Source organism: Amycolatopsis sp. NPDC001319 (genome assembly GCF_042896185.1).
Taxonomy (GTDB): domain Bacteria; phylum Actinomycetota; class Actinomycetes; order Mycobacteriales; family Pseudonocardiaceae; genus Amycolatopsis.
On record NZ_JBIAWY010000012.1, the window covers coordinates 23735 to 49812 of the forward strand.

At 71.2% G+C, this 26078-nt stretch carries 25 protein-coding genes; 22 read left to right on the plus strand and 3 right to left on the minus strand.

Annotated elements, in window-relative coordinates; translation table 11 throughout:
- The first annotated feature begins 114 nt into the window (after positions 1-114).
- The 9 genes from ACFY1H_RS37070 (at position 115) to ACFY1H_RS37110 (ending at position 10198) form a co-directional block, all read left to right on the plus strand.
- The gene (locus ACFY1H_RS37070; protein WP_366588498.1) at positions 115-1119 is read left to right on the plus strand and encodes an AAA family ATPase; all 1005 of its coding nucleotides are present in this window, start codon (positions 115-117) and stop codon (positions 1117-1119) included.
- Positions 1116-1517 (plus strand): cobyrinic acid a,c-diamide synthase, encoded by a 402-nt coding sequence (locus tag ACFY1H_RS37075; RefSeq protein WP_386954349.1) that lies wholly within the window; start codon positions 1116-1118, stop codon positions 1515-1517. The genes ACFY1H_RS37070 and ACFY1H_RS37075 overlap by 4 nt, the downstream gene beginning before the upstream one ends.
- A complete protein-coding gene (locus ACFY1H_RS37080) occupies positions 1517-2581 on the plus strand; it encodes a segregation/condensation protein A (RefSeq protein WP_386954352.1) in 1065 nt (354 codons plus the stop codon). The genes ACFY1H_RS37075 and ACFY1H_RS37080 overlap by 1 nt, the downstream gene beginning before the upstream one ends.
- A gap of 344 nt (positions 2582-2925) precedes the next feature.
- The gene (gene scpB / locus ACFY1H_RS37085; protein ID WP_386954689.1) at positions 2926-3684 is read left to right on the plus strand and encodes an SMC-Scp complex subunit ScpB; all 759 of its coding nucleotides are present in this window, start codon (positions 2926-2928) and stop codon (positions 3682-3684) included.
- A complete protein-coding gene (locus ACFY1H_RS37090) occupies positions 3674-4426 on the plus strand; it encodes a pseudouridine synthase (protein WP_220241922.1) in 753 nt (250 codons plus the stop codon). Before scpB ends, ACFY1H_RS37090 begins: the two co-directional genes overlap by 11 nt.
- An 846-nt stretch (positions 4427-5272) precedes the next feature.
- Positions 5273-6469, plus strand: coding sequence for a CaiB/BaiF CoA transferase family protein (locus tag ACFY1H_RS37095; protein WP_386954356.1), 1197 nt, complete (start codon positions 5273-5275; stop codon positions 6467-6469).
- Positions 6466-7278: a cyclase family protein gene (locus tag ACFY1H_RS37100; RefSeq protein ID WP_220241920.1), complete on the plus strand. Its 813-nt coding sequence runs from the start codon at positions 6466-6468 to the stop codon at positions 7276-7278. Before ACFY1H_RS37095 ends, ACFY1H_RS37100 begins: the two co-directional genes overlap by 4 nt.
- On the plus strand, positions 7275-8702 hold the full coding sequence (locus ACFY1H_RS37105; protein WP_366588507.1) for an MmgE/PrpD family protein: 1428 nt from the start codon (positions 7275-7277) through the stop codon (positions 8700-8702). The genes ACFY1H_RS37100 and ACFY1H_RS37105 overlap by 4 nt, the downstream gene beginning before the upstream one ends.
- Positions 8703-8728: 26 nt before the next feature.
- Positions 8729-10198 (plus strand): dihydroorotase family protein, encoded by a 1470-nt coding sequence (locus ACFY1H_RS37110; protein ID WP_220241918.1) that lies wholly within the window; start codon positions 8729-8731, stop codon positions 10196-10198.
- 62 nt (positions 10199-10260) lie between these two features.
- Here the strand turns inward: ACFY1H_RS37110 and ACFY1H_RS37115 are convergent, their stop codons facing one another.
- The 3 genes from ACFY1H_RS37115 to ACFY1H_RS37125 all read right to left on the minus strand — a co-directional run bounded on the left by ACFY1H_RS37115 (position 10261) and on the right by ACFY1H_RS37125 (position 13471).
- Positions 10261-11115 carry an aldolase/citrate lyase family protein gene (locus ACFY1H_RS37115; protein WP_366588510.1) on the minus strand — a complete coding sequence of 285 codons (855 nt, stop codon included), beginning with the start codon at positions 11113-11115 and terminating at the stop codon, positions 10261-10263.
- 36 nt (positions 11116-11151) lie between these two features.
- Positions 11152-11919: an IclR family transcriptional regulator gene (locus ACFY1H_RS37120; protein ID WP_220241916.1), complete on the minus strand. Its 768-nt coding sequence runs from the start codon at positions 11917-11919 to the stop codon at positions 11152-11154.
- Between the two features lie 148 nt (positions 11920-12067).
- Positions 12068-13471 (minus strand): MmgE/PrpD family protein, encoded by a 1404-nt coding sequence (locus ACFY1H_RS37125; protein WP_366588517.1) that lies wholly within the window; start codon positions 13469-13471, stop codon positions 12068-12070.
- A gap of 335 nt (positions 13472-13806) precedes the next feature.
- Between ACFY1H_RS37125 and ACFY1H_RS37130 the strand changes: the two genes are divergently transcribed.
- The 13 genes from ACFY1H_RS37130 (at position 13807) to ACFY1H_RS37190 (ending at position 26073) form a co-directional block, all read left to right on the plus strand.
- Entirely contained in the window at positions 13807-15045 is a 1239-nt protein-coding gene (locus tag ACFY1H_RS37130) for an ABC transporter substrate-binding protein (protein ID WP_366588520.1), read from the plus strand.
- Positions 15042-16076, plus strand: a complete 1035-nt coding sequence (locus tag ACFY1H_RS37135; RefSeq protein ID WP_366588523.1) for a branched-chain amino acid ABC transporter permease — start codon at positions 15042-15044, stop codon at positions 16074-16076. The genes ACFY1H_RS37130 and ACFY1H_RS37135 overlap by 4 nt, the downstream gene beginning before the upstream one ends.
- Positions 16073-17116, plus strand: coding sequence for a branched-chain amino acid ABC transporter permease (locus ACFY1H_RS37140; RefSeq protein ID WP_366588525.1), 1044 nt, complete (start codon positions 16073-16075; stop codon positions 17114-17116). Before ACFY1H_RS37135 ends, ACFY1H_RS37140 begins: the two co-directional genes overlap by 4 nt.
- Positions 17113-17844: an ABC transporter ATP-binding protein gene (locus tag ACFY1H_RS37145; RefSeq protein WP_366588527.1), complete on the plus strand. Its 732-nt coding sequence runs from the start codon at positions 17113-17115 to the stop codon at positions 17842-17844. Before ACFY1H_RS37140 ends, ACFY1H_RS37145 begins: the two co-directional genes overlap by 4 nt.
- Positions 17837-18538 carry an ABC transporter ATP-binding protein gene (locus ACFY1H_RS37150; protein WP_360587066.1) on the plus strand — a complete coding sequence of 234 codons (702 nt, stop codon included), beginning with the start codon at positions 17837-17839 and terminating at the stop codon, positions 18536-18538. Before ACFY1H_RS37145 ends, ACFY1H_RS37150 begins: the two co-directional genes overlap by 8 nt.
- 17 nt (positions 18539-18555) lie before the next feature.
- Positions 18556-19965 (plus strand): MmgE/PrpD family protein, encoded by a 1410-nt coding sequence (locus tag ACFY1H_RS37155; protein WP_386954366.1) that lies wholly within the window; start codon positions 18556-18558, stop codon positions 19963-19965.
- A 47-nt stretch (positions 19966-20012) separates the two neighbouring features.
- Positions 20013-20651 carry an aspartate/glutamate racemase family protein gene (locus ACFY1H_RS37160; RefSeq protein WP_386954369.1) on the plus strand — a complete coding sequence of 213 codons (639 nt, stop codon included), beginning with the start codon at positions 20013-20015 and terminating at the stop codon, positions 20649-20651.
- Positions 20648-22039 (plus strand): FAD-binding protein, encoded by a 1392-nt coding sequence (locus ACFY1H_RS37165; protein ID WP_386954371.1) that lies wholly within the window; start codon positions 20648-20650, stop codon positions 22037-22039. Before ACFY1H_RS37160 ends, ACFY1H_RS37165 begins: the two co-directional genes overlap by 4 nt.
- Positions 22036-22566: a hypothetical protein gene (locus ACFY1H_RS37170; protein WP_220241906.1), complete on the plus strand. Its 531-nt coding sequence runs from the start codon at positions 22036-22038 to the stop codon at positions 22564-22566. The genes ACFY1H_RS37165 and ACFY1H_RS37170 overlap by 4 nt, the downstream gene beginning before the upstream one ends.
- Positions 22563-22922, plus strand: a complete 360-nt coding sequence (locus tag ACFY1H_RS37175) for an EthD domain-containing protein (protein WP_220241905.1) — start codon at positions 22563-22565, stop codon at positions 22920-22922. The genes ACFY1H_RS37170 and ACFY1H_RS37175 overlap by 4 nt, the downstream gene beginning before the upstream one ends.
- A complete protein-coding gene (locus tag ACFY1H_RS37180; RefSeq protein WP_386954375.1) occupies positions 22919-23659 on the plus strand; it encodes a hypothetical protein in 741 nt (246 codons plus the stop codon). The genes ACFY1H_RS37175 and ACFY1H_RS37180 overlap by 4 nt, the downstream gene beginning before the upstream one ends.
- Positions 23656-24639 (plus strand): LLM class flavin-dependent oxidoreductase, encoded by a 984-nt coding sequence (locus ACFY1H_RS37185; RefSeq protein ID WP_386954378.1) that lies wholly within the window; start codon positions 23656-23658, stop codon positions 24637-24639. The genes ACFY1H_RS37180 and ACFY1H_RS37185 overlap by 4 nt, the downstream gene beginning before the upstream one ends.
- A 69-nt stretch (positions 24640-24708) precedes the next feature.
- Complete coding sequence (locus ACFY1H_RS37190; RefSeq protein ID WP_386954380.1) at positions 24709-26073, plus strand: MmgE/PrpD family protein; 1365 nt, start codon at positions 24709-24711, stop codon at positions 26071-26073.
- The last annotated feature ends 5 nt before the right edge of the window (positions 26074-26078 follow it).

Genomic DNA, 26078 nt, shown 5'->3' on the forward strand with positions numbered 1-26078 from the left:
AGGGCATCAGCCACCAGTGGTGACTTCGCGCGCCCGGCCCGGCGCGGCGCTTTGCCGGGGCTCCGACTCCCCGCATAGGCTGCCTCCGACGCCGAAACAAGGAGCTTTCCCGCCATGTCGACACCGAACCAGCCGGAGCGCCCGGCCGCGTCCGCCGGTTCGGCCGCGGCGAGCCTCTCCCAGGCGCACATCGCCACCCCCGCGAACCACGACGGCGACGAACCGTCCGACAGCCCGCGCCTGAGCCGCGCCGAGAGAGCCCGGGCGCGCGCGAAGGAGCGCGAAGAGAGCGGCATCGGCCCCACCGGCCGGCCGCTGCGCGAGATCCCCGAACCGGCGCCGCTGGACCACCACGGCCCGGCCAAGGTGCTCGCCATGTGCAACCAGAAGGGCGGCGTCGGCAAGACCACGTCGACCATCAACCTGGGTGCGGCGCTCGCCGAGTGCGGGCGTCGCGTGCTGCTCGTGGACTTCGACCCGCAGGGCGCCCTGTCGGTGGGTCTCGGCATCCAGCCGCACGAGCTGGACCAGACGGTCTACAACGTCATCATGGAGCGCTCCGTCGGCATCGAGGACGTGCTCCGCAAAACCCGCGTCGACGGCGTTGACCTGCTGCCGAGCAACATCGACCTGTCCGCGGCGGAGGTCCAGCTCGTCGCAGAGGTAGGGCGCGAACACACGTTGTTACGGGTCCTTCGTCCGGTCATGAACGACTACGACTATGTTCTTGTCGACTGCCAGCCCTCGCTCGGCCTGTTGACGGTGAACGCATTGACCGCCGCGGACGGTGTGATCATCCCCCTGGAGTGCGAGTTCTTCAGTCTGCGAGGCGTCGCGCTCCTGATCGACACGATCGAGAAGGTGCAGGAACGCCTCAACCCCAAACTGGACATCACGGGGATTCTCGCCACGATGTACGACCCGAGAACCCTGCACTCGAAGGAGGTCATGGCTCGCGTGGTGGAGGCATTCGGCGACATCGTGTTCGACACGGTGATCAACCGCACCGTGCGGTTCCCCGAGACGACAGTCGCGGGTGAGCCGATCACGACCTGGGCCCCCAAGTCGGCCGGCGCGGCAGCCTATCGCGCGCTGGCTCGCGAGGTGATCGCTCGGTGAGCAGGCGCGCTTCCCTGCCCGGAGCGTCGGAACTCTTCCGCCTCACCTCCAGTCCCGCCGGCCCGGCACTCGAGCGCCCGGCAGCGCCCGCCCCGGCCGAACCGCTCCCGAAGAAGAGCGCGGACGCCGACCAGCTCAGCCGCGCCGCTGCGCGAAGCGGCTCCGGCCGCACGAAGCACGACGCGAAGATCACCGTGTACGTCTCGGGCGACGAGCTGCTCGCGATGGAGCAGACCCGGCTGAACCTGCGGGCCAAGCACAACCTCGTGGTCGACCGCGGCCGCCTGGTGCGCGAGGCGGTGGCCGTGCTGATCGCGGACTTCGACCAGCGCGGTGAAGAGTCGGTGCTGGTCCAGCGATTGCAGGCGATGGAAGAAGAAGGCGGAACCGAGGGCTGATGGACGAACCGGCATCGGCCGAGCAGCCGGAGCCGGACGCCGCGGCCCCGGGTACCGAGACGCCGATCCAGCACGAGACTCCGCTCCCGGACGACACTTCGGGCCCGGCAGAGACTGAGGGCCCGGCCGAGACCGCGGCCCAGAGTGAGTCGGCGGGCGGGACTCCGCTCCCGGAAGACACGCCGGGTGCGGAGGAGAAGCCCGTCGAGCACGAGACCGTGCACGGCGGGACGATCCCGGCGGGCTACGCCGAGGAGCTCAGCACCTCGAAGTTCAAGGTGCGCCTCAAGAACTTCGAGGGGCCGTTCGACCTGCTGCTGCAGCTGATCTCGCAGCACCAGCTCGACGTCACCGAGGTCGCGCTGCACACGGTCACCGACGACTTCATCGCCTACACACGCGCGCTCGGGTCCGACTGGAACCTCGACGAGACCACGGAGTTCCTGGTCATCGCCGCGACCCTGCTGGACCTCAAGGCCGCGCGGCTGCTGCCGTCGGCCGAGGTGGAGAACGAGGATGACCTCGCACTCCTGGAAGCCCGCGACCTGCTCTTCGCGCGGGTGCTGCAGTACCGCGCGTACAAGCAGGTGGCGGCGCTGTTCGGCGAGCTTGAACAGGGCGCGCTGCGACGCTACCCGCGCTCGGTGGCGCTGGAGGAGCGCTACGTCGGGCTGCTGCCCGAGGTGATGCTCGGCGTGACCCCGCAGAAGTTCGCGGAGATCGCCGTCTCGGTCTTCAAGCCCAAGCCGCCGCCGACGGTGTCGCTGGCGCACCTGCACATGGGCCGCGTGTCCGTGCGCGAGCACGCGGCGCTGCTGCGGGTGAAGCTCGCGGAGGCGGGGCAGGCCACGTTCAAGGAGCTCGTGGAGGACTGCGAGCACACCGTGGAGATCGTCGCGCGGTTCCTCGCGCTGCTGGAGCTGTACCGCGAGTCGACGGTGCAGTTCGAACAGCTCGAGGCGCTCGCCGAGCTCCACGTGCGCTGGACCGGCGGCAGCGTCGCGGAGGCCTCGGTCGCCGCCGAACACGACCGCGCCGCGGCCGACGAAGAGGAGTACGGGTGAGCACCGAAGACGACCGCGCGCCGGCCGTGGAAGCGATCGACCTCGACGAGGTCGTGCCGACGGAGACCTCGGTGTCCGAGCCGCCCGAACACGGTGCCGCGCCGGAAGGTTCGCCGCGGGAGGAGAACTCCGCCGAGGCTTCGCCCGGCGAAGCGGCGGAAAGCGACAGCACCCCGCAGGCGGCCGAGGCGAGCGCGGTGGAGGCCGAGCCGGAGGCGACCGAAGATCAGGCGGAAACCGAGCCGGAACCGGAGGCCGCCGAGGCGACCGAGGTCCGGGCGGACGCCGACACCGAGGCGAGCGAGGCACACCCGGAGCCCGAGTCCACCGAGCCCAGCGCCGAGTTGGAAGCCGAGTCCGGCGAGCCCAGCGCCGAGTTGGAAGCCGAGTCCGGCGAGCCCAGCGCTGAGCCGGAAGCCGAGTCCGCCGAGCGGGAAACCGACTCTGCCACCGAGAGCCCCGAAGCCGAATCGGGCGAGGGCGAGCCGGTCGACCCGGCAGCCGGAGCCGAGCAGCCCGAGCCGGAGGAGGGTGTCGAGCCGGTCAGCGACCTGCCCGACGTGACGTCCGACGAGGCGCTGGAGGCCGCGCTCGAGGCGCTGCTGCTCGTGGTCGACTCGCCGGCGGGGGAGCAGATGCTGGCCGACACCGTGGATCAGCCGGTGGCGCGGGTCACCGTCGCGCTGCGGACGATGGCGCAGCGGCTCACCGAGCGGGGCAGCGGGATCGACCTGCGGCGCGTCGGTGAGGGGTGGCGGTTCTACACTAGGGACACGTACGCCCCGTTCGTGGAGAAGCTCCTGCTCGACGGCCAGCGGTCGAAGCTGACCCGGGCCGCGCTGGAGAGCCTCGCCGTGATCGCGTACCGGCAGCCGGTGACCAGGGCCAGGGTCGCCGCGGTGCGCGGGGTCAACGTCGACGGCGTGATCCGCACCCTGCTGGCCCGCGGCCTCATCGAAGAGATGGGCACCGACCCGGAGACGACGGGCACGCTGTACGTGACGACCGAGCTGTTCCTGGAGCGACTGGGGCTGTCGTCGCTGAACGACCTGCCCCCGATCGCTCCGCTGCTACCCGAAGTGGACACCATCGATGACATCTGACCAGCACCCCGACGGCGTCCGGCTGCAGAAGGTCCTCTCCCAGGCCGGCATCGCCTCGCGGCGCGCGGCCGAGGACCTGATCGTGGAGGGCCGGGTGGAGGTGGACGGCCAGATCGTCACCGAGCTGGGCCGCCGCGTCGACCCGGTCGAGGCCGTGATCCACGTCGACGGCACGCGCGTGAACCTGCGCGACGACCTCGTGTACCTCGCCTTCAACAAGCCCAAGGGCGTGCACTCGACGATGTCGGACGACCGCGGCCGCCCGTGCGTCGGCGACTACCTGCGCGGCCGCTGGGAGGAGACCCCCGGCGTCGTCCACGTGGGCCGGCTCGACGAGAACACCGAAGGCCTGCTGCTGCTCACCAACGACGGCGACCTCGGCCACCGGCTGATGCACCCGTCGTACAACGTGCTCAAGACCTACTTCGCGGAGGTCGAGGGTCTCGTGCCGCGCGGGCTCGGCAAGGAGCTGCGCGCGGGCTGGGAGCTGCCCGACGGCATCGTGAAGGTCGACCAGTTCCGCGTGAAGGACATGCACTCCGGCCGCAGCATGATCGAGCTCGTGATCCACGAGGGCCGCAAGCACATCGTGCGCCGGCTCATGGCCTCGACCGGCCACCCCGTGCGCAAGCTCGTGCGCACGGCGATCGGCGACGTGCAGCTGGGCGCCCAGCGCCCCGGCACGATCCGCAGGCTCAACCGCGGTGAGGTCGGCTCGCTGTACCGAAACGTGGACCTGTAAACACCGGCTTTCCACCCTGGCGACCTGATCGACGCCCCGGGTTCGCCGGCGGCGTCGAGCCGGTCGGGTCGAAGTTGCGGCGACCGGCCGCATCGGTGGATCGCCGTGGCCTAACGGCGGGCTGAACCGAGGTCGGCACGGACGAGGTCACGCCGCGGCTCGACAGCGGGCTTCGTTCAGGAGCCGCCCGTCCCCGCACCTGCCGCGGCACTCAAGCCCCGGACGGGGGAAGGGTGACTCCCGAGCCCGGCCCCGTCCCGCGAGTGCGGCACACCTTCCGATCGTTTCGCGCGACTCCGGCCGTCGCCGGCGACCAGACGCTGGAGCCCGATCATGTAGCCGGCCTCGCTGCGACACGCGCGAGGCTCGGCGTCGCGCTGCGATCGCCCCGTCATCAGCTCTGCCGGGAGCCATGATCCCGTTGTGAGACAAGGCCGCGCCGACGATTTCGTCCCGTTGGGACACCGGATCGCCGAGGCCCGCGCGGCCGTCCTTCTCCTTCCCTCGGGACACCGCCGGACCAGTACGGCTCCGTGGCGCGCCGGCCAGACGAGGCCGGCGCCGTCGAGCCGCCGCACCTCCCGGTCGCCGGCCGCGCAAGTGGTGGGCCTGCCGCTCGATCACCTACCGGCGCCGGGGTGCGCGCCCATCTCCGTTCCGGCAAGCGGAACGTGATCGACAGGGAAGTCATTGATCCGACCGCGGGTGATCACAGCGGTCTGGTCGGGCTTGCATGTGGGGATAGCCTCAATGTCCGCAGATTCGACTCGACCTCTTCAGGTGGACGCCCGTTCCGGCTACAGTCGTCGCCAGATGGAGTGTTTCTTCTGACGGAACGAGGTTCGAGTGGCTTCAGCGGCAGCTCTCGACGGACTACGCGTGCTCGACGTGTCGACGATCCTGGCGGGCCCGTTCTGCTGTCAGATCCTCGGTGACTTCGGTGCCGACGTGATCAAGATCGAGCACCCGCGCAACGGCGACAACATGCGCGGCCACGGCCGGAGCAAGAACGGCGTCCCGCTGTGGTGGAAGGAGATCAGCCGCAACAAGCGGACCGTCGCCCTCGACCTCAAGGACGAGCGCGGCGGCGAGGTGTTCCGTGCTCTGGCGAAGACGGCGGACGTCGTCGTCGAGAACTTCCGTCCGGGGACCCTCGAGCGGTGGGGCATCGGCCCCGACGCGCTGTTCGCCGAGAACCCCGGGCTGGTGCTCGTGCGGCTCACCGGCTTCGGCCAGACCGGTCCCTACGCAGGCCGGGCCGGCTTCGGCACGCTCGTCGAAGCCATGAGCGGCTTCGCTTCGCTGACCGGGCAGCCCGACGGCCCGCCGACTTTGCCGGCCTTCGGCCTGGCCGACAGCATCTGCGGGATCGCCGCTTCGTCGGCCGTGATGATGGCGCTCCGCCACCGCGACCGGACCGGCGAGGGACAGGTCGTCGACATGAGCCTGCTCGAGCCGATCATGGCAGCCGTCGGGCCCGGTCCGACGATCTACCAGCAGCTCGGCGAGGTCGAGCAGCGCCATGGCAACCGGTCGACCAACAACGCGCCGCGCAACACCTACCGGACCTCGGACGGCGGGTGGGTGGCCGTTTCCACCAGCGCCCAGCGGATCGCCGAACGGGTGCTGGAGCTGGTCGGCCATCCCGAGGTGATCAGCGAACCGTGGTTCGCCACCGGCGGCGGCCGGGCGGCGCACGTCGACCTGCTCGACGACTACGTCGGCAGCTGGATCGCGCAGCGCAGCCGTGACGAGGTCATCAGCGCCTTCACCGAGGCCGGTGCCGCCGTCGCCGCCGTCTACGACGCCCGCGACCTGGTCGAGGATCCCCACGTGCGGGAGACGCAGATGCTGCTGGAGGTCGACGACGCCGACTTCGGGCCGCTGCTGCAGCACAACGTGATGTGGCGGATGAGCGCTTCGCCGGGGGCGATCAGGTTCACCGGCCGCGGGCTGGGCGAGAACACCGACGAAGTCTTGACCGAGGCCGGCCTCGAGGCCGGCCGGATCGCCGAGCTCAAGGAGAGTGGGATCATCCGATGACCGATGCATTGCTCAGCGCGGTTCAGGGCGGGCTGGACGTGGTCGACCTGGGACGACAGCTGCGGGTCGGCATGCCCCAGTCCCCGAACCACCCCCAGTTCTGGCACACCCTGCCGCGCCGCCACGGCGACATGACGCGTGCCGACGGGGGCAGCGCCGCCAATGACATGATCACGATGGGCTGCCACGTGGGCACGCACATCGACGCGCTGGCGCACGTCTCGCACGACGGGCTCATGTTCGGCGGCGTCGACGCGATGCAGGCCGGGGTCGGTGGCAAGTACGACGCGCTCGGCGTTCACTCCATCGCGCCGATGATCCGCCGTGGTGTGCTCCTCGACATCGCGGGACTGCACGGAGTCGGCTGCCTCGACGGCGGCTACGAGATCACCGTCGGCGACCTGGAAGCGGCCGCCAAGAACGCGGACGGCGGTGTCGGTGAGGGAGACGTGGTGCTCATCCGCAGCGGCTGGGGCACGAAGTTCGCCGAGGGCGGCGCCTACGTGGGCGGGCCGTCCGGGGTCCCGGGGGTCGGCGAGGCCGGCGCTCAGTGGCTCGCCGAGCGGCGCATCCACGCCGCCGGCGCCGACACCATCGCGTTCGAGCGGCTCGCGCCCGGCGGTGGGCACGCGCTGCTGCCGGCACACCGTGTCCTGCTCGTCGAGAGCGGGATCTATCTCATCGAGGCGCTCGACCTCGAGGAGCTGGCCGGCCGCGGGTGGGCGGAGTTCACGCTCGTGCTGGTGCCGCTCAACATCTACGGCGCGACCGGGTCGCCGGTGCGCCCGCTGGCGGTGCGTACCGCGTGAGCGAGCAGACCCTGGCCCAGCAGCTCGGCGCCTTCGCGGCCGGCACGTCCTACGACGACCTCCCGGCCGAGGTCGTGGAGAGCGTGAAGATGCGGGTGCTCGACATCCTCGGCATCGCCGCCGCCGCCAGCACGCTCGAAACCAGCCGCTCCGCGCGGGAGTGGGCCGCCAGCCAGGGCGGGACGGGCGCCGCCTCGGCCGTCGGTGTGCCCGGCCGGCTGCCCGCCAACATGGCCGCCTTCGTCAACGGGGTCCTCGCTCACTCCCTCGACTATGACGACACCCATCTGCCGTCGGTCCTTCATCCGAGCGCCTCGGTCGTCCCTGCGGCACTGGCCGCCGCCGAGCGTGCCGGCGCGGACGGTCGTGAGCTCATCCGGGCGGTCGCGATCGGGATCGAGATCTGCGTCCGGCTCGGCATGGCCGGTTACGACCAGGCGAGCAACAACTCCGTCTTCTTCGAGCACGGCCAGCACGCCACGTCGATCTGCGGCGCGATGGGTGCCTCGGTCGCGGCGACGCTGCTCGCCGGTGGCGATGAGCAAGCCGTCGTCGATGCGCTCGGCGTCACGGCCTCGCTGGCCTCGGGCATCATCGAGGCCAACCGCACCGGCGGCACGGTCAAGCGGATCCACTGCGGGTGGGCGGCGCACGCGGCTGTCTCCGCGGCGGAGCTGGTCAAGCTCGGCCTGACCGGTCCGCCCACGGTGCTCGAGGGCCGGTTCGGCTTCTTCCAGGCCTGGCTGCACGGCATCTTCGACCCGGCGGCCATCGTCGACGGGCTGGGGACCGAGTGGTCGGTCCCGGGCATCTTCTTCAAGCCCTACCCGGCGAACCATTTCACGCACGCGGCCGTCGACGCCGCCGCGCAGCTGCGCGCGGACGGCGTACGGGTCGAGGACATCGTCTCGCTCCAGCTCGGCGTACCGGCGCAGAACCTGCGCACGGTGGGGGAGCCGATCGAGGTGAAGCGGACGCCGCAGACCGGCTACATGGCCCAGTTCAGCGGTCCCTACGCGGTCGTGCTCGGCCTGCTGGGCGGCTCCGGTCTCGGTGCCGGGCTCGACGACTACACCGACGAACTCGCGCAGGACCCCGAGCGAAGAGCGTTGATGGCGAAGGTGGACGTGACGGCCGACGAGCGGTGCACGGAGATCTTCCCGCACCAGTTCCCCGCGGTGCTCACGGCGCGGCTCAAGGACGGCCGCGAGGTGGTGGCCGAGGTGTTCACGAACCGCGGTGGCCCGCAGCGACCGCTCTCGTTCGAAGAGCTGGCCGCCAAGTTCCACGACAACGCCCGGCGGGTGCTGCCTCCCGATCGGGCCGACGAACTCGCGGCGGCCTGCCGCACGCTCGAGGACTGCACCGACCTCATGGAGCTGCTCGCTTCCCTGACGAAGGTCGACGACCCCGCTCGCACGTAGGACGAACAACCGAAGGATGAGGGAAAATGGCTGAATTCGACTTGGTGATCCGTAACGCCCAGGTGGTGCGCCCCGCGAGCGATGCCCCCGAGCGCCTCGACGTCGCCGTCAAGGACGGCAAGTTCGCCGCCTTCGAGCCGAGCATCGACTCCGAGCGCGCAGCCGAGACGGTCGACGCCGCCGGCAAGCACCTCTTCCCCGGTGTGGTGGACGTCCACCAGCACTGGGGCATCTACAACGAACTCGGCGAGGACACCAGCTCGGAGAGCCAGGCCTCGGCGCAGGGCGGTGTCACGACCGGCATCACCTACATCCGCACCGGTGCCTACTACATGAACCGGACCGGGCCGTACCGCGAAGTGTTCCCCGACGTGCTGGCAGCCGCCGAGGGCCGCTCCTTCATCGACTACGCGTTCCACGTGGCGCCGATCCTCAAGGAGCACATCGACGAGATCCCCGACCTGATCGGGGAGTTCGGGGTGCCCTCGTTCAAGATCTTCATGTTCTACGGCAGCCACGGGCTGCACGGCCGCTCGAGCGACCAGAGCTCGTTCCTCATGATCCCCGAGGACGAGTCCTACGACCTGGCCCACTTCGAGTTCGTGATGCGGGGCATCGAGAAGGCGCGTCGCGACCCCCGGTTCGCTGCCGACCGCGAGAACATCTCGCTGTCGCTGCACTGCGAGACGGCGGAGATCATGCGGGCCTACACCAAGCTGGTCGAGCAGGAGGGCAAGCTGACCGGCCTCGAGGCGTACAGCGCCTCGCGGCCGCCGCACTCGGAGGGCCTGGCGATCACCATCGCTTCCTACCTGGCCCACGAGACCGAGCTGCCCAAGATCAACCTGCTGCACCTGACCTCGCGCAAGGCGATCGAGGCCGCCATGATGATGCAGGAGACCTTCCCGCACATCGACTTCCGCCGCGAGGTGACGGTCGGCCACCTGCTCGCCGACTTCACGACCGCCAACCTCGGCGGCAAGGTCAACCCGCCGCTTCGCTCCCGCGAAGACGTCGAGTCGTTGTGGGAACACCTGCTGGCCGGCCACTTCTCGTGGGTCACCTCGGATCACGCGTGCTGCCGCGACGAGACCAAGTTCGGCGAGCCCCGCGAGGACGTTTTCGTGGCCAAATCCGGCTTCGGCGGCACCGAGTACCTGCTGGCGGGCATGGTCAGTGAAGGCCGCAAGCGTGGTCTGTCCTACCCGCGCATCGCCGAACTCGTCGCCAAGAGCCCGGCCGAGCGGTTCGGGCTGCGCGGCAAGGGTGATCTCGCCGTCGGGTACGACGCCGACTTCTGCCTGCTCGACGACACGGTCGACTACACCGTGCACGCGCAGGACTCGCTCTCCACGCAGGAGTACACCCCGTTCGAGGGCTTCGAGCTGACGGCCAAGGTGACCGACACCTGGGTCCGCGGCACCGAGGTCTTGCGTGCGGAGAAGATCGTCGGCACCCCGACGGGCCGGTTCGTGAAGCGCTCGGGTCAGGCCTGACGCACCGATATCCAAGATCTCCCAGGGGGACCGGTCGGCGCCGTCAGGCGCCGGCCGGTCCCTCAGTCATCCCGACGGCGTGCGAGCGTCTCCCGGGCCGATCTGATCACGGCTGCGTCGATCAACCGTCCCGCGGCATCCAGCGTCACTCCGCCCTGGGCCGCGGAGAACCGATCGAGGACGTCACGCGCCGCGGCCACCGCCTCGGCGGTGGGGGCCAGCACCTCGTGAATCACGGGGACCTGGGCGGGATGGATGGCGGTTCGTGAGCGGAAGCCGAGGTCGGCCAGCTCCCGGGTCGTTCGCCGGAAGGCGTCGAGGTCGCGAAAGTCGACCGACGTGGGCGCCACCGGTGCGGCGAGGCCCGCGGCGGCGCAGTGGAGCACGACCTGGAGTCTGAGCTGGGTGATCGCGTCAGCGGTCGCGGTGGTGCGGGCGATCCGGAGGGCGGCGAGCAGGTCCACCTCGCCCAGGCCGAGTGTCGTGAGGCGGGGATGGGCGGCGAGCTCGCCGAGGGCGAGCACCGAAGCCGCGTCCTCGACCAGCCCGACGACGGGCACCGGGGGCAGGTCCTGCTCGGCTTCGGCTCCGTCGAGCCGCGCGGCGAGCTCGCTCATGGACTTGGGGGAGCACTTGGCCAGCACGATGCCGTCGAGGCCAGGACGGACGACGGCTTCGAGATCATCGGCGAGCCGATCCGCGTCGACCCGGACCCAGGTCTGGGCGCCGGCCTCGGCTCCCGGGGCCTGGCGGTCCCGGCCCAGCCAGGCGGCGACCGCGCCGCGGGCCGCGCTCTTCTCGGCGACCGGCACCGCGTCCTCGAGGTCGAGGATGACGGCGTCGGCCGCCCCGGTCGAGGCCTTGGCGAACAGCGACGGGCGTGAGGCGGGAACGTAGAGGAACGAGCGGGGCAGCACGGTGTCTCCTGCTGGGCTGTCGGGTCGGGGGCTGGGTCAGCCGCGCAGACGCTGGGTGATGGCGTGCGACGCCTCGACCACAAGCGCCGCGTGCTCCTCGTGGTCCTCGATCGCGTAGCGGAAGGCCGGACCGGAGGAGCTGATGGAGCCCATCACGTTGCCGGCCGAGTCGAAGAACGGTGCGGCGATGGAGGCGGCGCCGGTGTTGCGCTCGTTGATGGACGTGGCATATCCGTGCTCGCGAACCCGGTCCAGGCCGTCGCGGTAGGCGTTCTCGTCCAGACCGGCGCGCCGCGCGCGCAGCTGGCGGACCGCCTCGTCGATGAGGGAGAGCGAGAGGAAGGCGAGGATCGCGCGACTCGAAGCACCGGAGTGCAGGGGGTAACGCGGCCCGATCTCGATGACCATCTTCACCTCCTCGGGAGATTCGAACTGGTCGAGGTAGATCCGCTCGTTGCCGACGAGCACCGAGAGAGTCGTGGTCTCCCGGGTGGTGTCTCGCAGCCGACGAAGGATCGGCGAGGCGATGCTGCGCACGTCGATCTGGCTCCACGCCCGCGCCGAGAGACCCAGCGCCGCCGGTCCGAGCACATAGGACGACCCACCGGGCGCCACCTTGGCCAGTGAGCGGGAAACCAGGGACTGCAGGATCCGGTGGACGACGGCCTTGCTGAGGGACAGGTCACGGGCGATCTGGGATACCCCGAGCGGACTGTCGGACCGCGCGAAGAGGAGGAGGACGTCGGCGACCCGGTCCGCGGCCTCGGTACCTCCCGGAGTCTCGACCGTCCGTTCGCGAACCACAGGATCCCCTTTTCTTCCGGACAAGTTCGGCCTCACGAAACGAGGCAAGGTCGGCGCGGATCACGTTCGCCCGTCAGATCCGCGGATCGCGCTCCCGGCGCGATACCCGAGGGGCCCGGGGGCCGGCCGGTGCGGCCGGTGCCGATTTTCACGACGGCCGTCGTACGTCGAGCGTGCGCAGCACGAGGCCGAACGGGATCGGGCCGTCCTGGCCGAGAGAGGCCACGGCAGCGAGCACTGCCCGCGCCCCGCTCTCACCGACGGCGTCGGTCAGCAGCGTCGCGGCCTTTTGACCGACCACCGGGTCGTCGACCGCGTCAGGCCCGTCACCGCGGGGGGCGCCGTCGCGTGACGCGGTGAGCTGGGTGCCGTCGGTGAACCGCACGGTGACCGTGGCCGGGCGCCCCGCCGGATACCCGGCGTCGAGGGTCCGGTCGTGTTCCACCCGCACCCGAGCCGCCAGATCCCGCACCGCGGTGACGCGGAGGGTGCCGGACTCGAACGCGTGGGTCCGCAGTGTGCCCAGGACCAGACCGGCGGCCACGCTCCACGGGATGCTGAACCGGGCGGCCATTTCACTGCGGGGCAGCACGTTGTCGAACGCGGCCGCCGCGGCGTAGGTGCGGACCGTGACCGCGGCGATCTCTTCGGGCCGGTAAGGACGGGTCGCGAGGTCCTCGACGGCGTCGTTGACGCCGTGCAGCAGGGCGCAGGTGGGGTGGCGCTTGAGGTACCCCTGGGTGATGGTCCAGTCGCCGGCGGCGACCAGTGCGATCAGCCGCTCGGAGAATCCGCCCTGGTCGGCCGCGACCCAGCGGGCGAAGTGGCGTTCCAGTGTTCCCGGCTGCGCCCGGAGGCCCGCCGCGGCCGCCTGGCCGTGGATGACCGCGGTCTGTGCCGCGCAGGCGAGGTAGAGGTTCTGGCTGGTCCAGCCGTCGAAGACCCCCGGCGCGTCGGGCACCGTGGTCAGCGCGGCACACGAGTCGATGGCCCCGGCAATGGTCTCCGCGTCGCCACCGCTGAGCACGTGGGCAACGCCGGCCGCGGCCCCGAGCGTCGCCCAGGTCCCGATGTCGTGGACCCCGGCCGGGGTCCCGCCCATCGCGAGGCCGATCCGCACGCCCGTCTCGTAGCCGGCCAGCACGGCCGACAGCGTCGCTGGGCCATCGGCGCCGCAGGCCTCGGCGGCAGCGAGAACGGCCGGCACCACGTGGGATGCCGGATGGCCGCGAGCGCGCCGGTGCCCGTCCTGGAGCTGCTCGCGCGCGACCGGCATCGCGTTGAGGAATGCCGCCTGGGCCGGTGGGAAACCCGTCCGGTGGCCCAGCACGCTGCTGGGGCCGGCACCGATCGCGTAGGTGGCCTGGAGAACCGCGATGTCGGGCCGGGCCAGACCGGCGGCCGCCGTGGCCACCACGTCGGCGACGAGCGCCCGTACCCGGTGCCGTACCGCGTCCGGGGCCGCGGGCTCGCGGATACTTGCCGCGAAGGTGCCCAGGCGCGCGGCGAGGCCGGCGCCGGCTGTCGGCACGGGCGGTGACGCGCTCTCCACGGGGATCTCCTCGATAGCCGGGGCACAGGACCGCGGGGGGCGCCGCGCACGGGACGCGCGCGGCCGGCCGCCACCGCCGGAAGCCAGTGTTACAACTGCGTTTCTGTAGACGGAACAAGTCTGGCTGCCGTCCCGTCGGGAGTCAATGCCCAGGCGAAACCTGCGCTCTGCCTGGAGTCCGGCTCTGCGGTCGCGAAGTGCACGTGACCTCAATCATCGATGTACCACTTGACGTGAGTACGACCACATGCCACAGTCAGCGCAACTTGATCGGGGTGTTCCGATTAGCGGAACGATCACAGCGCCACTCTTCATCAAGATCAGGAGTCATCAGGATGCGTACAAGATCCTTCGTGAAGCTGGTCGCCGCGGTCGGCTCCGGGGCCGTACTCCTCGCCGGCTGTGCGGGCGGCGGCAGCGGCGGTTCGAGCGGGGACGCCAAGGTCATCAAGATCGGCACCCTGCACCCCCTCTCGGGTGCCAACGCGGGCGACGGAACCCAGCTCGAGAACGGCGTGAAGCTCGGTATCAAGGCCATCAACGACGCCGGCGGCATCAAAGCGCTCGGTGGCGCCAAGCTCGAGCTGGACGGGGGTGACACCAAGGGCACGCCCGACACCGGCCAGAGCGAGGCCCAGCGCCTCGTCGGTGACGGCGTCGTCGCCCTGGTCGGCACCTACCAGAGCGCCGTGAGCGCCAATGTCGCGGCCGTCGCCGAGCGCAACAAGGTCCCCTTCGTCATGGACATCTCGGGCGACGACGCGATCCTCTCGCACGGCTACAAATACTCGTTCCGCATGCAGCCGCAGAACTCGCGGTTCGGCACGACCGCGGCCCAGTACGTCAAGGCCATCTCCGAGGCGGCGAATCGCCCGGTCACCAAGGTCGCCTACCTGCACGAGGCCACGGCGTTCGGCACCGGGGTCTACCAGGCGTTCAAGGCCGAGGCTCAGAAGAGCGGCCTCCAGATGGGTCCGGAGATCACCTATGACGCGGCCAGCGTCTCCGATCTGACCACCCAGATCGCCCAGGTCAAGGCGAGCGGCGCGAACGTCCTCGTCGTCTCGGGCTACTACCGCGACGGCGTCCTCGCCGCGAAGGCGATCCAGACGGTCAAGCCGGCCCTCGATGCCGTGGTCGGCGCAGCCGACGGTGCGTTCGACCAGCCGCAGTTCCCGACCGACGCCGGTTCGGCTTCCCAGGGGTACTTCGACGTGAACTACCACTTCGACGACAAGAGCGCCGACGCGAAGGCGTTCAGCGCCCTTTACAAGACGACCTACAAAGACGAGGCGCGCACCGGCGCGGCCCTCGCCTACGACTCGGTTCGTGTCATCGCGGCAGCGCTCGAGAAGGCCGGCTCGACCGACGCGTCGAAGGTTCGCGACGCGATCGCACAGACCAACCTGACGCCGCTGACTCTCTCCGACGGCCCGATCAAGTTCAGCGACAAGGGCGAGAACTCCACCTCGCTGCCCGTGCTGACCCAGGTCCAGAACGGTGCTCCGGTCGTGGTCTATCCGCAGTCCGCTGCGGTCAAGAGCCCCGTCTACCCCGCGAACCCGGGCCAGTGACCGGCCCGACGAACGCCGGAGGGGCGGTTCCGTCGAAGGACGGGACCGCCCTCCGGGGCGGTAGCCGCGCCACGTCGCGGCTGAGCCTGCGCCATTCGACGCCGCTGGTCGTGACGGGCGCCTTGCTGGTCGTTCTCTTCATCGCCGCGCTGCTGCGCTCGGGCAGCATGGGCATCACCGGCCAGGCGCTGCTCACCGGCATCATTTCCGGCGGTGTCTACAGCCTGCTCGCGATGGGCCTCACCCTCGTCTTCGGCGTGCTCGACATCGTCAACTTCGCGCACGGTGCCTTCCTCGCCGTTGGTCTCTACATCACTTACGAGGTGGCGCACCAGGCCGGGCTGAACCCCTACATCGCCCTCCCGGTCGCGATCCTCGGGCTCTTCGTGCTCGGCGTCCTGATCCAGCTCCTGCTCCTCAACCGCACGATGGGCGGCACGCTCGAGCGCCAGCTGCTGATCACCCTCGGCCTGTCGCTGCTGATCAGCAATGTCCTACTGCTGGTCTTCGGCGGCGACCCGCTGTCGGCGAACCTGAAGAGCGACCCCGGCGTGCACGTGTTCGGCGCCGTCGCCAACCTCTCCCGGGTCATCGCCCTCGGCGGCGCCCTGGTACTGGCCGTGCTGGTCTTCCTGCTGCTGGAGCGCACCTCGTTCGGCCGGGCGATCCGCGCTGTCGCCGCCAGCCGGCAGGGGGCGGGACTGGTCGGCATCGACGTGCGGCTCGTCTACGCGGTCACCTTCGGCCTGGGCACCGCCTGTGCCGGGGCGGCCGGCATGCTCATCGCGCCGTTCACCACGATCACCCCGACCGCCGGCGACCAGTTCAACATCCTCGCCTTCGTCGTCGTCGTGATGGGCGGGCTGGGCAACGTGATGGGCGCCGTCATCAGCGGTGTGATCGTCGGCCTGGTCGAGCAGCTGGGCGGTGTCGCGATCGCCGGTCAGAGCCCCCTGCTGGGCGTTTTCATCCTGTTCCTGCTCATCCTGCTGATCCGTCCGCAGGGCATCTTCGGAGCCACGTCATCATGACCGTCACCACCGAGACGCGACCGGGATCAGCGGCGATCCAGAATCGCCGCCAGTCGATCCAGCGGTCCCTGATCATCCTGGTCGTCATCACCGTGCTGGCCGCTTTCGCTCCCGCACTCCTGCCCGAGTCGAGCCAGACCATCGCGGTCCGGGTGCTGATCTTCGCGATCATGGCGATCGGCTGGAACCTGATGAGCGGCTACGGTGGCATGTTCAGCTTCGGGCACGCGGCGTTCTTCGGCATCGGCGCGTACACCGACGTCTACCTCCTGGAGCACTTCGGCTGGTCGCCGTGGATCTCGCTGGTCGTCGGAGCGATGCTGGCGGCACTCGTGGCCATCTGCATCGGCTACCTCGCCTTCCGCTACAAGCTGCGCAGTGCCTACTTCGCGCTCGCCACGTTCGCCTTCGCCGAGATGCTGCGGTTGCTCGCGACCAACACCAGCTGGGTCAACGGCACCACCGGGTTCCACGTCCCGCTGCTGCCCGACAACTCGTGGTCGATGCTGCAGTTCGCCGCCAATGCGCCGCAGTACTACTACATCGGCCTCGCGCTGGTCGTGATCTGCCTGCTGATCACGATGTTCTACCTCCGGTCGCGCACCGGCATCCACACGGTCGCCGTGCGCGACAACGAGGACGCGGCCGACGCGCTGGGCGTCAACGTCATGCGGGTCAAGCTGACCACGATGGCGCTCTCCGCGGCGATCACGTCCGTCGCCGGCATGTTCTACGCGCAGTACTTCATGTTCGTCGATCCCGACATCGCGTTCGGCCAGGCCCAGTCGGTCCAGGCCATCGCCCCGGCGGTCATCGGCGGCGTCGCCACCCTGTGGGGCCCGCTCGTCGGCGCACTGATCCTCGGCCCGCTCTCGGACCTGACGGCCGGCTGGCTGCGCAACCCGCCCGCTTTCCTGGAATTCCTCTCGGGCCGGGGCGGGCTGGACGTGGTGCTCTACTCGATCCTGCTGATCGTGATCGCCCTCGTCCTGCCCAAAGGCATCGTCGGATCGATCCGCGATTGGTGGAAGCGCCGATGAGCACCGCTCTCGAAGTACGCGACGTGAGCAAGTCCTTCCGTGGCGTCCATGCACTCAGCGAGGTCGAGATCGACGTCGCCGAAGGTTCGATCGTCGGCATCATCGGGCCGAACGGCGCGGGCAAGACGACGTTCTTCAACGTCATCGCCGGCGCACTGCGGCCGGACACCGGCCATGTGAAGCTCTTCGGCAAGGACGTGAGCGGGATGTCGCCGCACCGGATCTCGCGGCTCGGCATGGCGCGAACGTTCCAGCTGATGCGTCCGTTCGGCTCCATGACGGTCCGGGAGAACGTCGTCGCGGCAGCACTGTCGCGGGGCGGCAATCACCGCAGCGCCCATCACCACGCGCACGAGGTCATCGAAGCGACCGGCATGGCGGCCTGGGCGGACGCGGTGTCCGACTCGCTGCACACAGCTGCGCTGAAGCGGCTCGAGCTGGCCCGGGTGCTCGCCACCCGTCCGCGGCTGCTGCTGCTCGACGAGGTCCTGGCCGGCCTCGTGCCCGCCGAACGGGCGCCCGTCGTCGACCTGCTCGCCCGCCTGCGTGAGTCGGAGGGCCTGACGCTCGTGTTCGTCGAACACATCATGCAGGCCGTCATGCAGCTCTCCGACTCTGTCGTCGTCTTCGACCGCGGACGGGTGATCGCCTCGGGCGAGCCCGCGGAAGTGGTCGCGGACCCGACGGTCGTGGAGGCCTATCTCGGACAGGAGCTGCCTGGTGCTTGAGCTCGACAACATCGCTGCCGGCTACGGCAAGCTGCAGATCCTCCACGACATGAGCCTGCGGGTCAGGCCGGGGGAACTGGTCTCCGTCGTCGGCGCCAACGGTGCCGGCAAGACCACCACGCTCCGCGTGATCAGCGGACTGATCAGTGCGCTCTCCGGTGCGGTCACCTACGACGGCGAGCCGCTGACCGGGCTGCGGCCGCACCAGATCGTGCGGCGCGGGATCGTGCAGGTGTCCGAGGATCGCGACCTCTTCGGCCCCATGAGCGTCGAGGAGAACCTCGTCCTGGGCGCGTGGACGCGCCGCGGCGTGCGGATGGCGCAGGAGCTGGAGCGGATCTTCGAGCTGTTCCCGATCCTGGCCGAGCGCCGCAAGCAGGCGGCCCAGAGCATGAGCGGCGGCCAGCAGCAGATGCTCGCCATCGGCCGGGCCCTCATGGCGAAGCCGCGGCTGCTGATGCTCGACGAACCGTCGACCGGCCTCTCGCCGAAGCTGACCTGGGACGTGCTGAAGGCCGTCGCGGCCATCCGCGACACGGGTGTCTCGGTTCTCCTGATCGAGCAGAACGCCGCTCAGGCGCTCTCGATCTCCGACCGGGCCTACGTGCTCGAGAGCGGCACCATCGCGCTCGAAGGCCCGGGCAAGGAGCTGGCCGGCGACGAGCGGGTCAAGAAGGCCTACCTCGGCCTGTGAACGAAACGACGGAGAAGGTGGGGAAGACGGTTACCGTTGATCCCGGTACGGATCAAGCGAACGAAGTCGGGCTCGACCCGGATCAGCAGGCGGCGCTCGAGGCCCTCGACCGGCTCGCCGGCTGGGCCGGCGCGCTGAGGTGGGACGCCGTACCCGAGAACGTGCGAGAGCGGCTGCGTCTGGTCCTGCTCGACACCTTCGGAGTCACGGTCCTGGGTGCTCGGCTTCCCGAGCGCGCCGCACTCGTGGACGCCTGGGCGCCCTCACCCGGACCGGTACCGGTCTTCGGGACCGGGGTCGAGACCACGGTCGAGGCCGCGGCCTGGCTCAACGCCACGGCGCTGGTGAGCCTGGAGATGGACGAGGGCAACAAGTTCGCGGCCGGCCACCCCGCCGCGCACGGCTTCCCGGCGGTCCTGGCACTCGCCTGCGCGCTCGACACGGACGGTCCGGCCACCGCGACGGCCCTGCTCGTCGCCTACGAGGTCGCCGCGCGGTACGGCCGCGCCAGCCGCGGCGCGCCGGGTCTGCACCCGCACGGCAACTGGGGCGTCACCGGCGCAGCCGCGGGCTGCGCCAAGCTCCTCGGTCTCGACACCGCGGGGATCGCCGCCGCCGTCGACACCGCGAGCGGCATGCCGATCGCCGGGCCCTTCTCCGCGGCACTCGACGGCAACGCGGTGCGCAACGAGTGGATGGGCGCCAGCAACGTGGCCGGGCTCGCCGCCGCGCGACTGGCCAAGGCCGGGATCGCGCACGCCACCGGCATCGCCGCCCACAGCCTGGGCGGGTTGCTCGGCACGTTCGACCCGGTCGCCCTGGTCGAGCAGCTCGGCCTGCGCTGGGACATCGGGCTCGGCTACTTCAAACGGCACGCCTCGTGCGCCTTCACCCACCCCAGCGCGGATGCCACCCTCGTGTTGCGAGGACGACTGCACCAGGACGGGCTCGCCGGCAGCGACATCACCCGGGTGCGGGTCACGACGTACTCGATGGCGGCAGCGCTCGGCCGCACCCGATGGAGCAACCGGCTGGCCGCCATGTTCTCGATTCCCTACGTGGTGACGACCGCCCTGCTCGATGGCCGCGTCGCTCCCGACGGCTTCGACCGCTCGCGGGAGGACCGGTTCGCCGCACTGGCCGAGCGGGTCGAGGTCGTCTCGGGCACCGAGTTCGACGCCGGCCTGCCCGACGCCCGCGGCGCGGCCGTCGAGCTGACGCTGACCGACGGCCGGGTCCTGCGGCACGAGGTCGCCAACCCAGTCGGCGACGCCGCCCACGAGCCCTTCGACCACGAGCGGACTCTCGTGCTGCTGCGTGACCTGCTGGGCGATGAGGCGGCGCTCCAGCGGGCGGTCGACTGCGCCGCCGCACTGCCCGAGGCGAGGAGCGTGCGAGACGTCCTGCGCGTGCTCGCCACTCCGTGATCCTCACCTGCCGCACCCTGCCCGTCCTCGAGGAGGAGCCACCACCCATGCGGATCTTCGCGACCACACCCCTGCACGTCGGCGTCGAGGAACTGGCGCGGCGACAACAACGTTACGACGCCATCAGCCCGGCCGGCGTGATCGTCGAACTGCACGATCTGGCGCAGGGTGCGCCCGAGCAGCTCGACAACGCCGAGGACATCGCACGTTCGGACGACTACGTCCACCAGGCCCTCGCCGCCGCCCCCGCGGGGTACGACGTCCTGATGGCCGACTGCGTGCTCGACCCCGCGGTCGCCCGGCTGCAAGAGGAGACCGACCGTCCGGTGGTCGGCATCCTCAAGCTCAACCTGGCCCTCGCGGCCGCGCTCGCGGCGCCGATGGGCGCGGTGGTCCGCAACGAGGCCATCGCCGCCGAGATACGCCGGGTTGCGGCCGCTTACGGCTGGGAGCGGTGGCTCGGGCAGATCGAGATCCTCGACCTGCCCTTCGACTCGATCAGTGAAGGGCCGGGGTGGCAGCAGCGCCTCGACGAGGCGGCCGAGGTGCTGGCCGCGAAGGGGGCCCGCACGCTGCTCAACGGCTGCTCCGCCGTCGACGTCGATCCAGCGCACCCCTCGGCGGTGCCGGTGTTCGACCCCGTGCTGCGCGCCCTCGAACTGGTCGCGGCGGGAGCGGGCCGATGAGCGCACAGGGACCCGACCTCGTCGTCGCGGGTGCCGGTGGTGGGCTCATCGCTGCCCTTCGCGCCGCCCAGCTCGGCCTCGACGTCCTCGTGGTCGAGGTGAGCGAGCACTTCCTTCGCGGCAACAACACGTCGATGTGCACGGCGATGGTGCCGGGCGTGAACAGCCGCTGGCAGCGGGAGCAGGGGATCGAGGACTCGGTCGAGGTGTTCGCCGGCGACGTCGACCGCAAGACCAAGGGCACCGGCGACCAGCGGCTCGCCCGGGCGCTGGCCGCCGTCAGCGGCGAGCTCGTCGAGTGGCTGGCCGACGAGGCCGGCCTAGAGATCTCGCTGATGACCGACATGCACTACCCGGGGCATTCCGTGGACCGCTGCCACACCATCCCCGAGCGGCACGGCACCGTGCTCATCGACCACCTGGCCCGGCAGGCGCGGGCCCACCCGCGGATCGATTTCCTGGTGCCGGCCCGGCTCACCGACGTCGAGCTGGACGCCGAGGGCCGGGTCGCCGCGGTCGTGGTCACCGACCCGAACGCCGACGAGGAGCGCATCGAGACCCCGGCCGTCCTGCTCGCCACCAACGGTTACGGTGCCGATCACGAGCTGGTCGCCGAGCACATGCCGGAGATCGCCACGGCCACATACCACGGCAGCGAAACGTCGCGCGGCGATGCGCTCCGGATCGGCTCCCGGCTGGGCGCCGCGACCGGGTTCCTGGACGCCTATCAGGGCCACGGAGCGCTGGCGGCGAAGTCCTCGACGTTGCTGGGCTGGGCCACGATCATGCACGGCGCCGTCATGCTGGACACCACGGGCCGCCGCTTCGCCAAGGAGACCACCGGCTACTCCGAATTCGGCCCCTCCCTGGCGGCCCGGCCGGAGGCGACCGGCTGGGTCGTGTTCGACCGCCGGGTGCACGAACTGTGCATGCCGTTCACGGACTTCCGGCAGACCGTCGAGTCCGGCGCCGAAGTGTGGGCCGACGACGCGCGGGCGCTCGCCGTCGCGACGGGCCTGCCCGAAGATGCCGTCGCCGCCGAGCTCGACGAGTCCGCGCGGGCGGCGCGAGGCGAGATCCCCGACCGGTTCGGCCGCGACTACGAGGCACCGCTCGAGCCGCCGTACGCCGCGGTGAAGGTGGTGCCGGCTCTCTTCCACACCCAGGGCGGCCTGGTCGTGGACGGGTCGGCACGTGTCGTCGACGGCGACGACCGGCCCATTCCCGGCCTCTACGCCTCAGGTGGCGCGGCCGCCGGGATTTCGGGGCACGGCGCCTCGGGCTACCTGGCCGGCAACGGCCTCCTGCCCGCCTTCGGACTGGCCTACCTCGCCGCCACGGCCGTGGCGGCGGAACACCGCGCGGCGGGCTCGGACACCACGGCATGACCGACGAGGCGGCCGCCCGGTCCCGGGCACTGGACTTCGTGCGGCACGAGGCCGGATTCGCCCAGCTGGTCACCCACGGCGCGGGCGGCGCCCTGGTCGGACGGACCACCAGCGCGTTCCTGACCGACGACTGGGCCGTCGAACTGGTGCAGCGCCGGACCCACCGCAGAGTCGAGCAGCTCCGCCACGACGACCGGGTGCTGGCGATCTGGGGTGGCACGCCGGCCGACGACTCGGTCAACGACTCGCCGTGGACCTTCGACCTCGGCCTGACGATCCCGCGGGTGGTCTTCGTCCGCGGCGTCGCGCGGCCGCTGGACGCGAAGGCCACCTGGGAGGTCTACGACCGGCACACGACGCGGCTGCGAGCCGCGGGCCACACGAAGGCGCCGTTGCGGGACCGGGCCGACCTCGACGCCAACTTCGCCGGAGTGCGGATCGAACCACGCCGGGTCCGGCTCGAGGGCTTCGGGACGGGCGCGCAGGCGTTCAGCTGGACCATCACACCACGGAGGACGGACACGTGATCAAGGCGATCCTGGGGTACGACATCGTCGAGGGCGTGAGCGAGCAGGAGTACGAGCGCTGGCTTTTCGACGTGCACGCGCCCGACCTGCTCGCCAACCCGAACCTCGACCGGATCGTGTTCAACAAGGTGCTTCGTCCGGTGACGACGGCGTCGGGAGGGACCGCCGCGGTTCCGCCGAGCATGATGTTCTACCGGATCGCGGAGATGCACTTCGCGGACGAGGCGGCGTATCAGGCCTACCGCGACTGGTTCGCGGACAACCCGCTGCCCGCCGAGCGGGGACCGGGCGGTCGGACGGACTTCCGGTTCTACCTCATCACCGACAGCGTCACCGTGGACAGGAACCGGTCGTGACCCAGGCGGGCATCCTCACCCCACCGGCGCCAGGGCTCACCGGTGAGCTCGCGCGGGCCGCGCACGCGGTCTACGCGCTGGAGGCCGCGGCGCCGATCGCAGTCGGCGAGCTGCGCACGCTCTCCGCCGGAGCACCCGAGGGCGTGCTGGCGTCCTGGGCCGAGGAGATCGCGACGGCCGGCGGCTTCCCTCTGCTCGGCACCGGCCTCGTCGCGCCCGCCTATCCGGCCTTGCTGTGGAACGGAGCCCGGCTCGACGGTGCGCGCCCCGACCTCGACTGGGCTCCGCTGCTGGCCGCCCTGGCGGCCGCGGACGCGGCCTCGGCCGGCCTCGACCGCGTCGCGCGCGCGGTCGCCGCCGGCAGCTGCGTGCGCAGCCTCGCCGCGGGTCTCCTGACCGACGACTCTCCGGCGGCCGCCTTACCGACCCTGGCGACGCTCTGCGCCGCGACGGCGGCGGCATTCGCCGGACCTGCGGAGGGAGAGGGGCTGGAACGGGTTCTGGACCTGGCAGCCAGTCTCACCGTGCTCACTCCCGGCCCGGAGCGGCGCGCTTCCTCGCCCCTGTGGGCAGGGCACGGCGCAGCTTCGGGCTGGCTCGCCGCCACCCTCCCCGCCGAGGTGGCCACGCCGATGGCGGGCAGCGTCGCGCATACGTTGTCGGTGGCGGCCGGTCACGCGGTACCGGCAGCCGGCGTCACCGGCACGGTCGCGGACCTGCTGGAGTCGATCCGGTGAGCGGCGCAGAGCCGAGGCTCCTGCTGAACCTCGCCCGGCCGCACGGCGTGCTCGACCATCTCGCCGCGGCGAGAACCGCGCTGGGCGACGGCGTCGACGGTGTCGGGTTCGCGGACAGCCCACGGCTGTTCCCGGACCCGTTCCTGACGGCCGGACAGGTGCTGACCCGCACCACGGCCGCCTTGTCCGGGCCGTGCGTGATGGGGCTCGGGCTGCACCATCCGAGCGTGGTCGCCCAAGCCCTCGCGACGCTTGCGGGCCAGCACCCCGGCCGGACGTTGCTGGCGGTCGCACGGGGCGAGAGTTCACTGCGCAACGAGGGGCTCCCGATCCCGTCGCTCTCTTCCTATCGCGTCCTGCTGGAGCAGCTTCGCGCTCGACTCGACGAGCTGTCGGCCCAGCTGCCCGGCGGGTTCGGGCCGGTGCTCGGTGCCGCGTCGGGCCCACGGACCATCGAGCAGACCAGCGCGATCCTCGGTGGGGTACTGCTCGACGTGGGCGTCGAGCCTGCCGTGATCGAACGCGCCGTCGGTATCGCGCGGGCCCGGCGCCCTGACGTCCGCTGCTGGCTGTTCCTGCGCGCGGTGGTGACCGACACCGACGACGAAGCGGCAGCAGGCGCAGCCCCGATCTTGGGCTCCTGCGCGGCACGGATCACCAAGTCGCCCGACTGGTACGGCATCGCGCCGGAGCTCGTCGCCCGGGTCGCCGCGGTGGCCTCGGCCCACGACTACCGCCGCCACGGCACCTCGGAGTCGGCGGGCGCCCGCGACGCCGACCCGGAGATCGACTCGCTGATCCGTGACCGATTCGTGCTGACCGGCGACCCCGCGGCCCTCGCCGCCCGGCTGCGGCCCCTTGCCACTCTGGGCATCGAGGGGGTCGTCATCGCCGGTGCCACTGCGGGCGTCGAGCGCCGGTTGGCGCAGACGGCCGGCGCGCTGCGGGCCGGGCTGGCGACGGCCCAGCCGGCGAGCTGACGTGCGCCGGTGGGTCTCGTACCGGCACCGCGGACCGACCGCGAGCAACCCGAGTAAGAAGGAGCGAGGATGCAGACCTTGGACCTGGATGTAGATGCGCTCGGCGAGTTCGCCTCGACGCCCGTGGCAGCGATTCCCGCGCAGATCTGGGATTTCGGCCGGCTGTTGCTGCTGGACTCGCTGGGCGCCCTGCTCGGCGGACTGCGTTACCCGGCCGTGCACGGTCTCGGTGCCCTGCTCGGCGCCGAAGCCGCCGACGAGTCCGCCCCGTTCGGGCGGCTGACGACGCTCGGCGCGGCGGCCACCTGGCTCGACGCCGACTCGGGTGGGTCGTTCCACCCGGCCGGCGGCCGCATCCCGCCGGTACCGACCGCACACCCGGCGCCCCACGTGCTGCCGGCGCTGCTGCACGCACTGAGCCGCCAGGGTGTGGACGACGTGGCCGCCGTCCGCGCGTTCGTGCTGGGCTGCGAGGTGGGGCTGCGCTTCGGCGCCGGCACTTCACTGCGCCCCGGTCTGCACCCGCACGGTATCCACGGCCCCATCGGGGCCGCGGTCGCGGCGTCGGCGCTGACCGGCGCCGACGCGCCCACCACCGCCCGGGCCATCGAGCTGGCCGGCTCACTGCCACTCGCCGCCACGCTGGCCGTGCCGATGCAGGGCGGCACGGTGCGCAACGTCTGGACCGGGCTCGGCTCCTACTACGGCGCGCTCGCCGCCCGGCTGGCCGCCGCCGGCCACGAGGCCGACCCGGGGCTGCTCGCCACGCTCTACGGGGGCGTGGTCACCACCGACGCGGATGCCGAGGAGATCGGCGGCGGGCTCGGCCGACGCTGGCGGGTCGCGGACAGCTATCTCAAGCCCTACGCCTGCGCCCGCTGGGTCCACCCGGCACTGGACGCGCTGCGGGAGGCACTCGTGCGCGCCGGCTCGCCGAAGCCGGCCTCCATCACCGAGATCGTGATCGAGACGTTCGCCTTCGCCGCCTCACTCGACAGCCTCGGCAGCGAGTCCGACCTGCACGCACGGTTTTCGGTGCCGCGCTGCGCGGCGTCCGTCGTCGTCGACGGGCACCTGGACGCCGGCGGCTTCCTGCCCGGGCAGTTCGAGCGGCCCGACGTCGTGGACCTGGCCGCCAAGGTCCGGCTGGTCGAGGTGGCGGAGTACACCGGCGCTCTCCCGGCCGAGCGGCCGGCGCGGGTCACCGTCGTCACCGCGGACTCTTCGGGGACCGCGCAGGTGCGCAACGCGCGGGGCAACCCGAGCGATCCGCTCTCCGTCGACGAGATCGTGGCGAAGTTCCGTGGCAACGTCGGGCCGTTCCTTCCCGGCGACGTGCTCGACCCGGTGGTGCAGGCCCTGACGACCGCGGACCTGCTCCCGGACGGCAGGAGCCTGCAGGCCCTCGCCGACGCGATCGCCCACCGGCTCTGATCCGT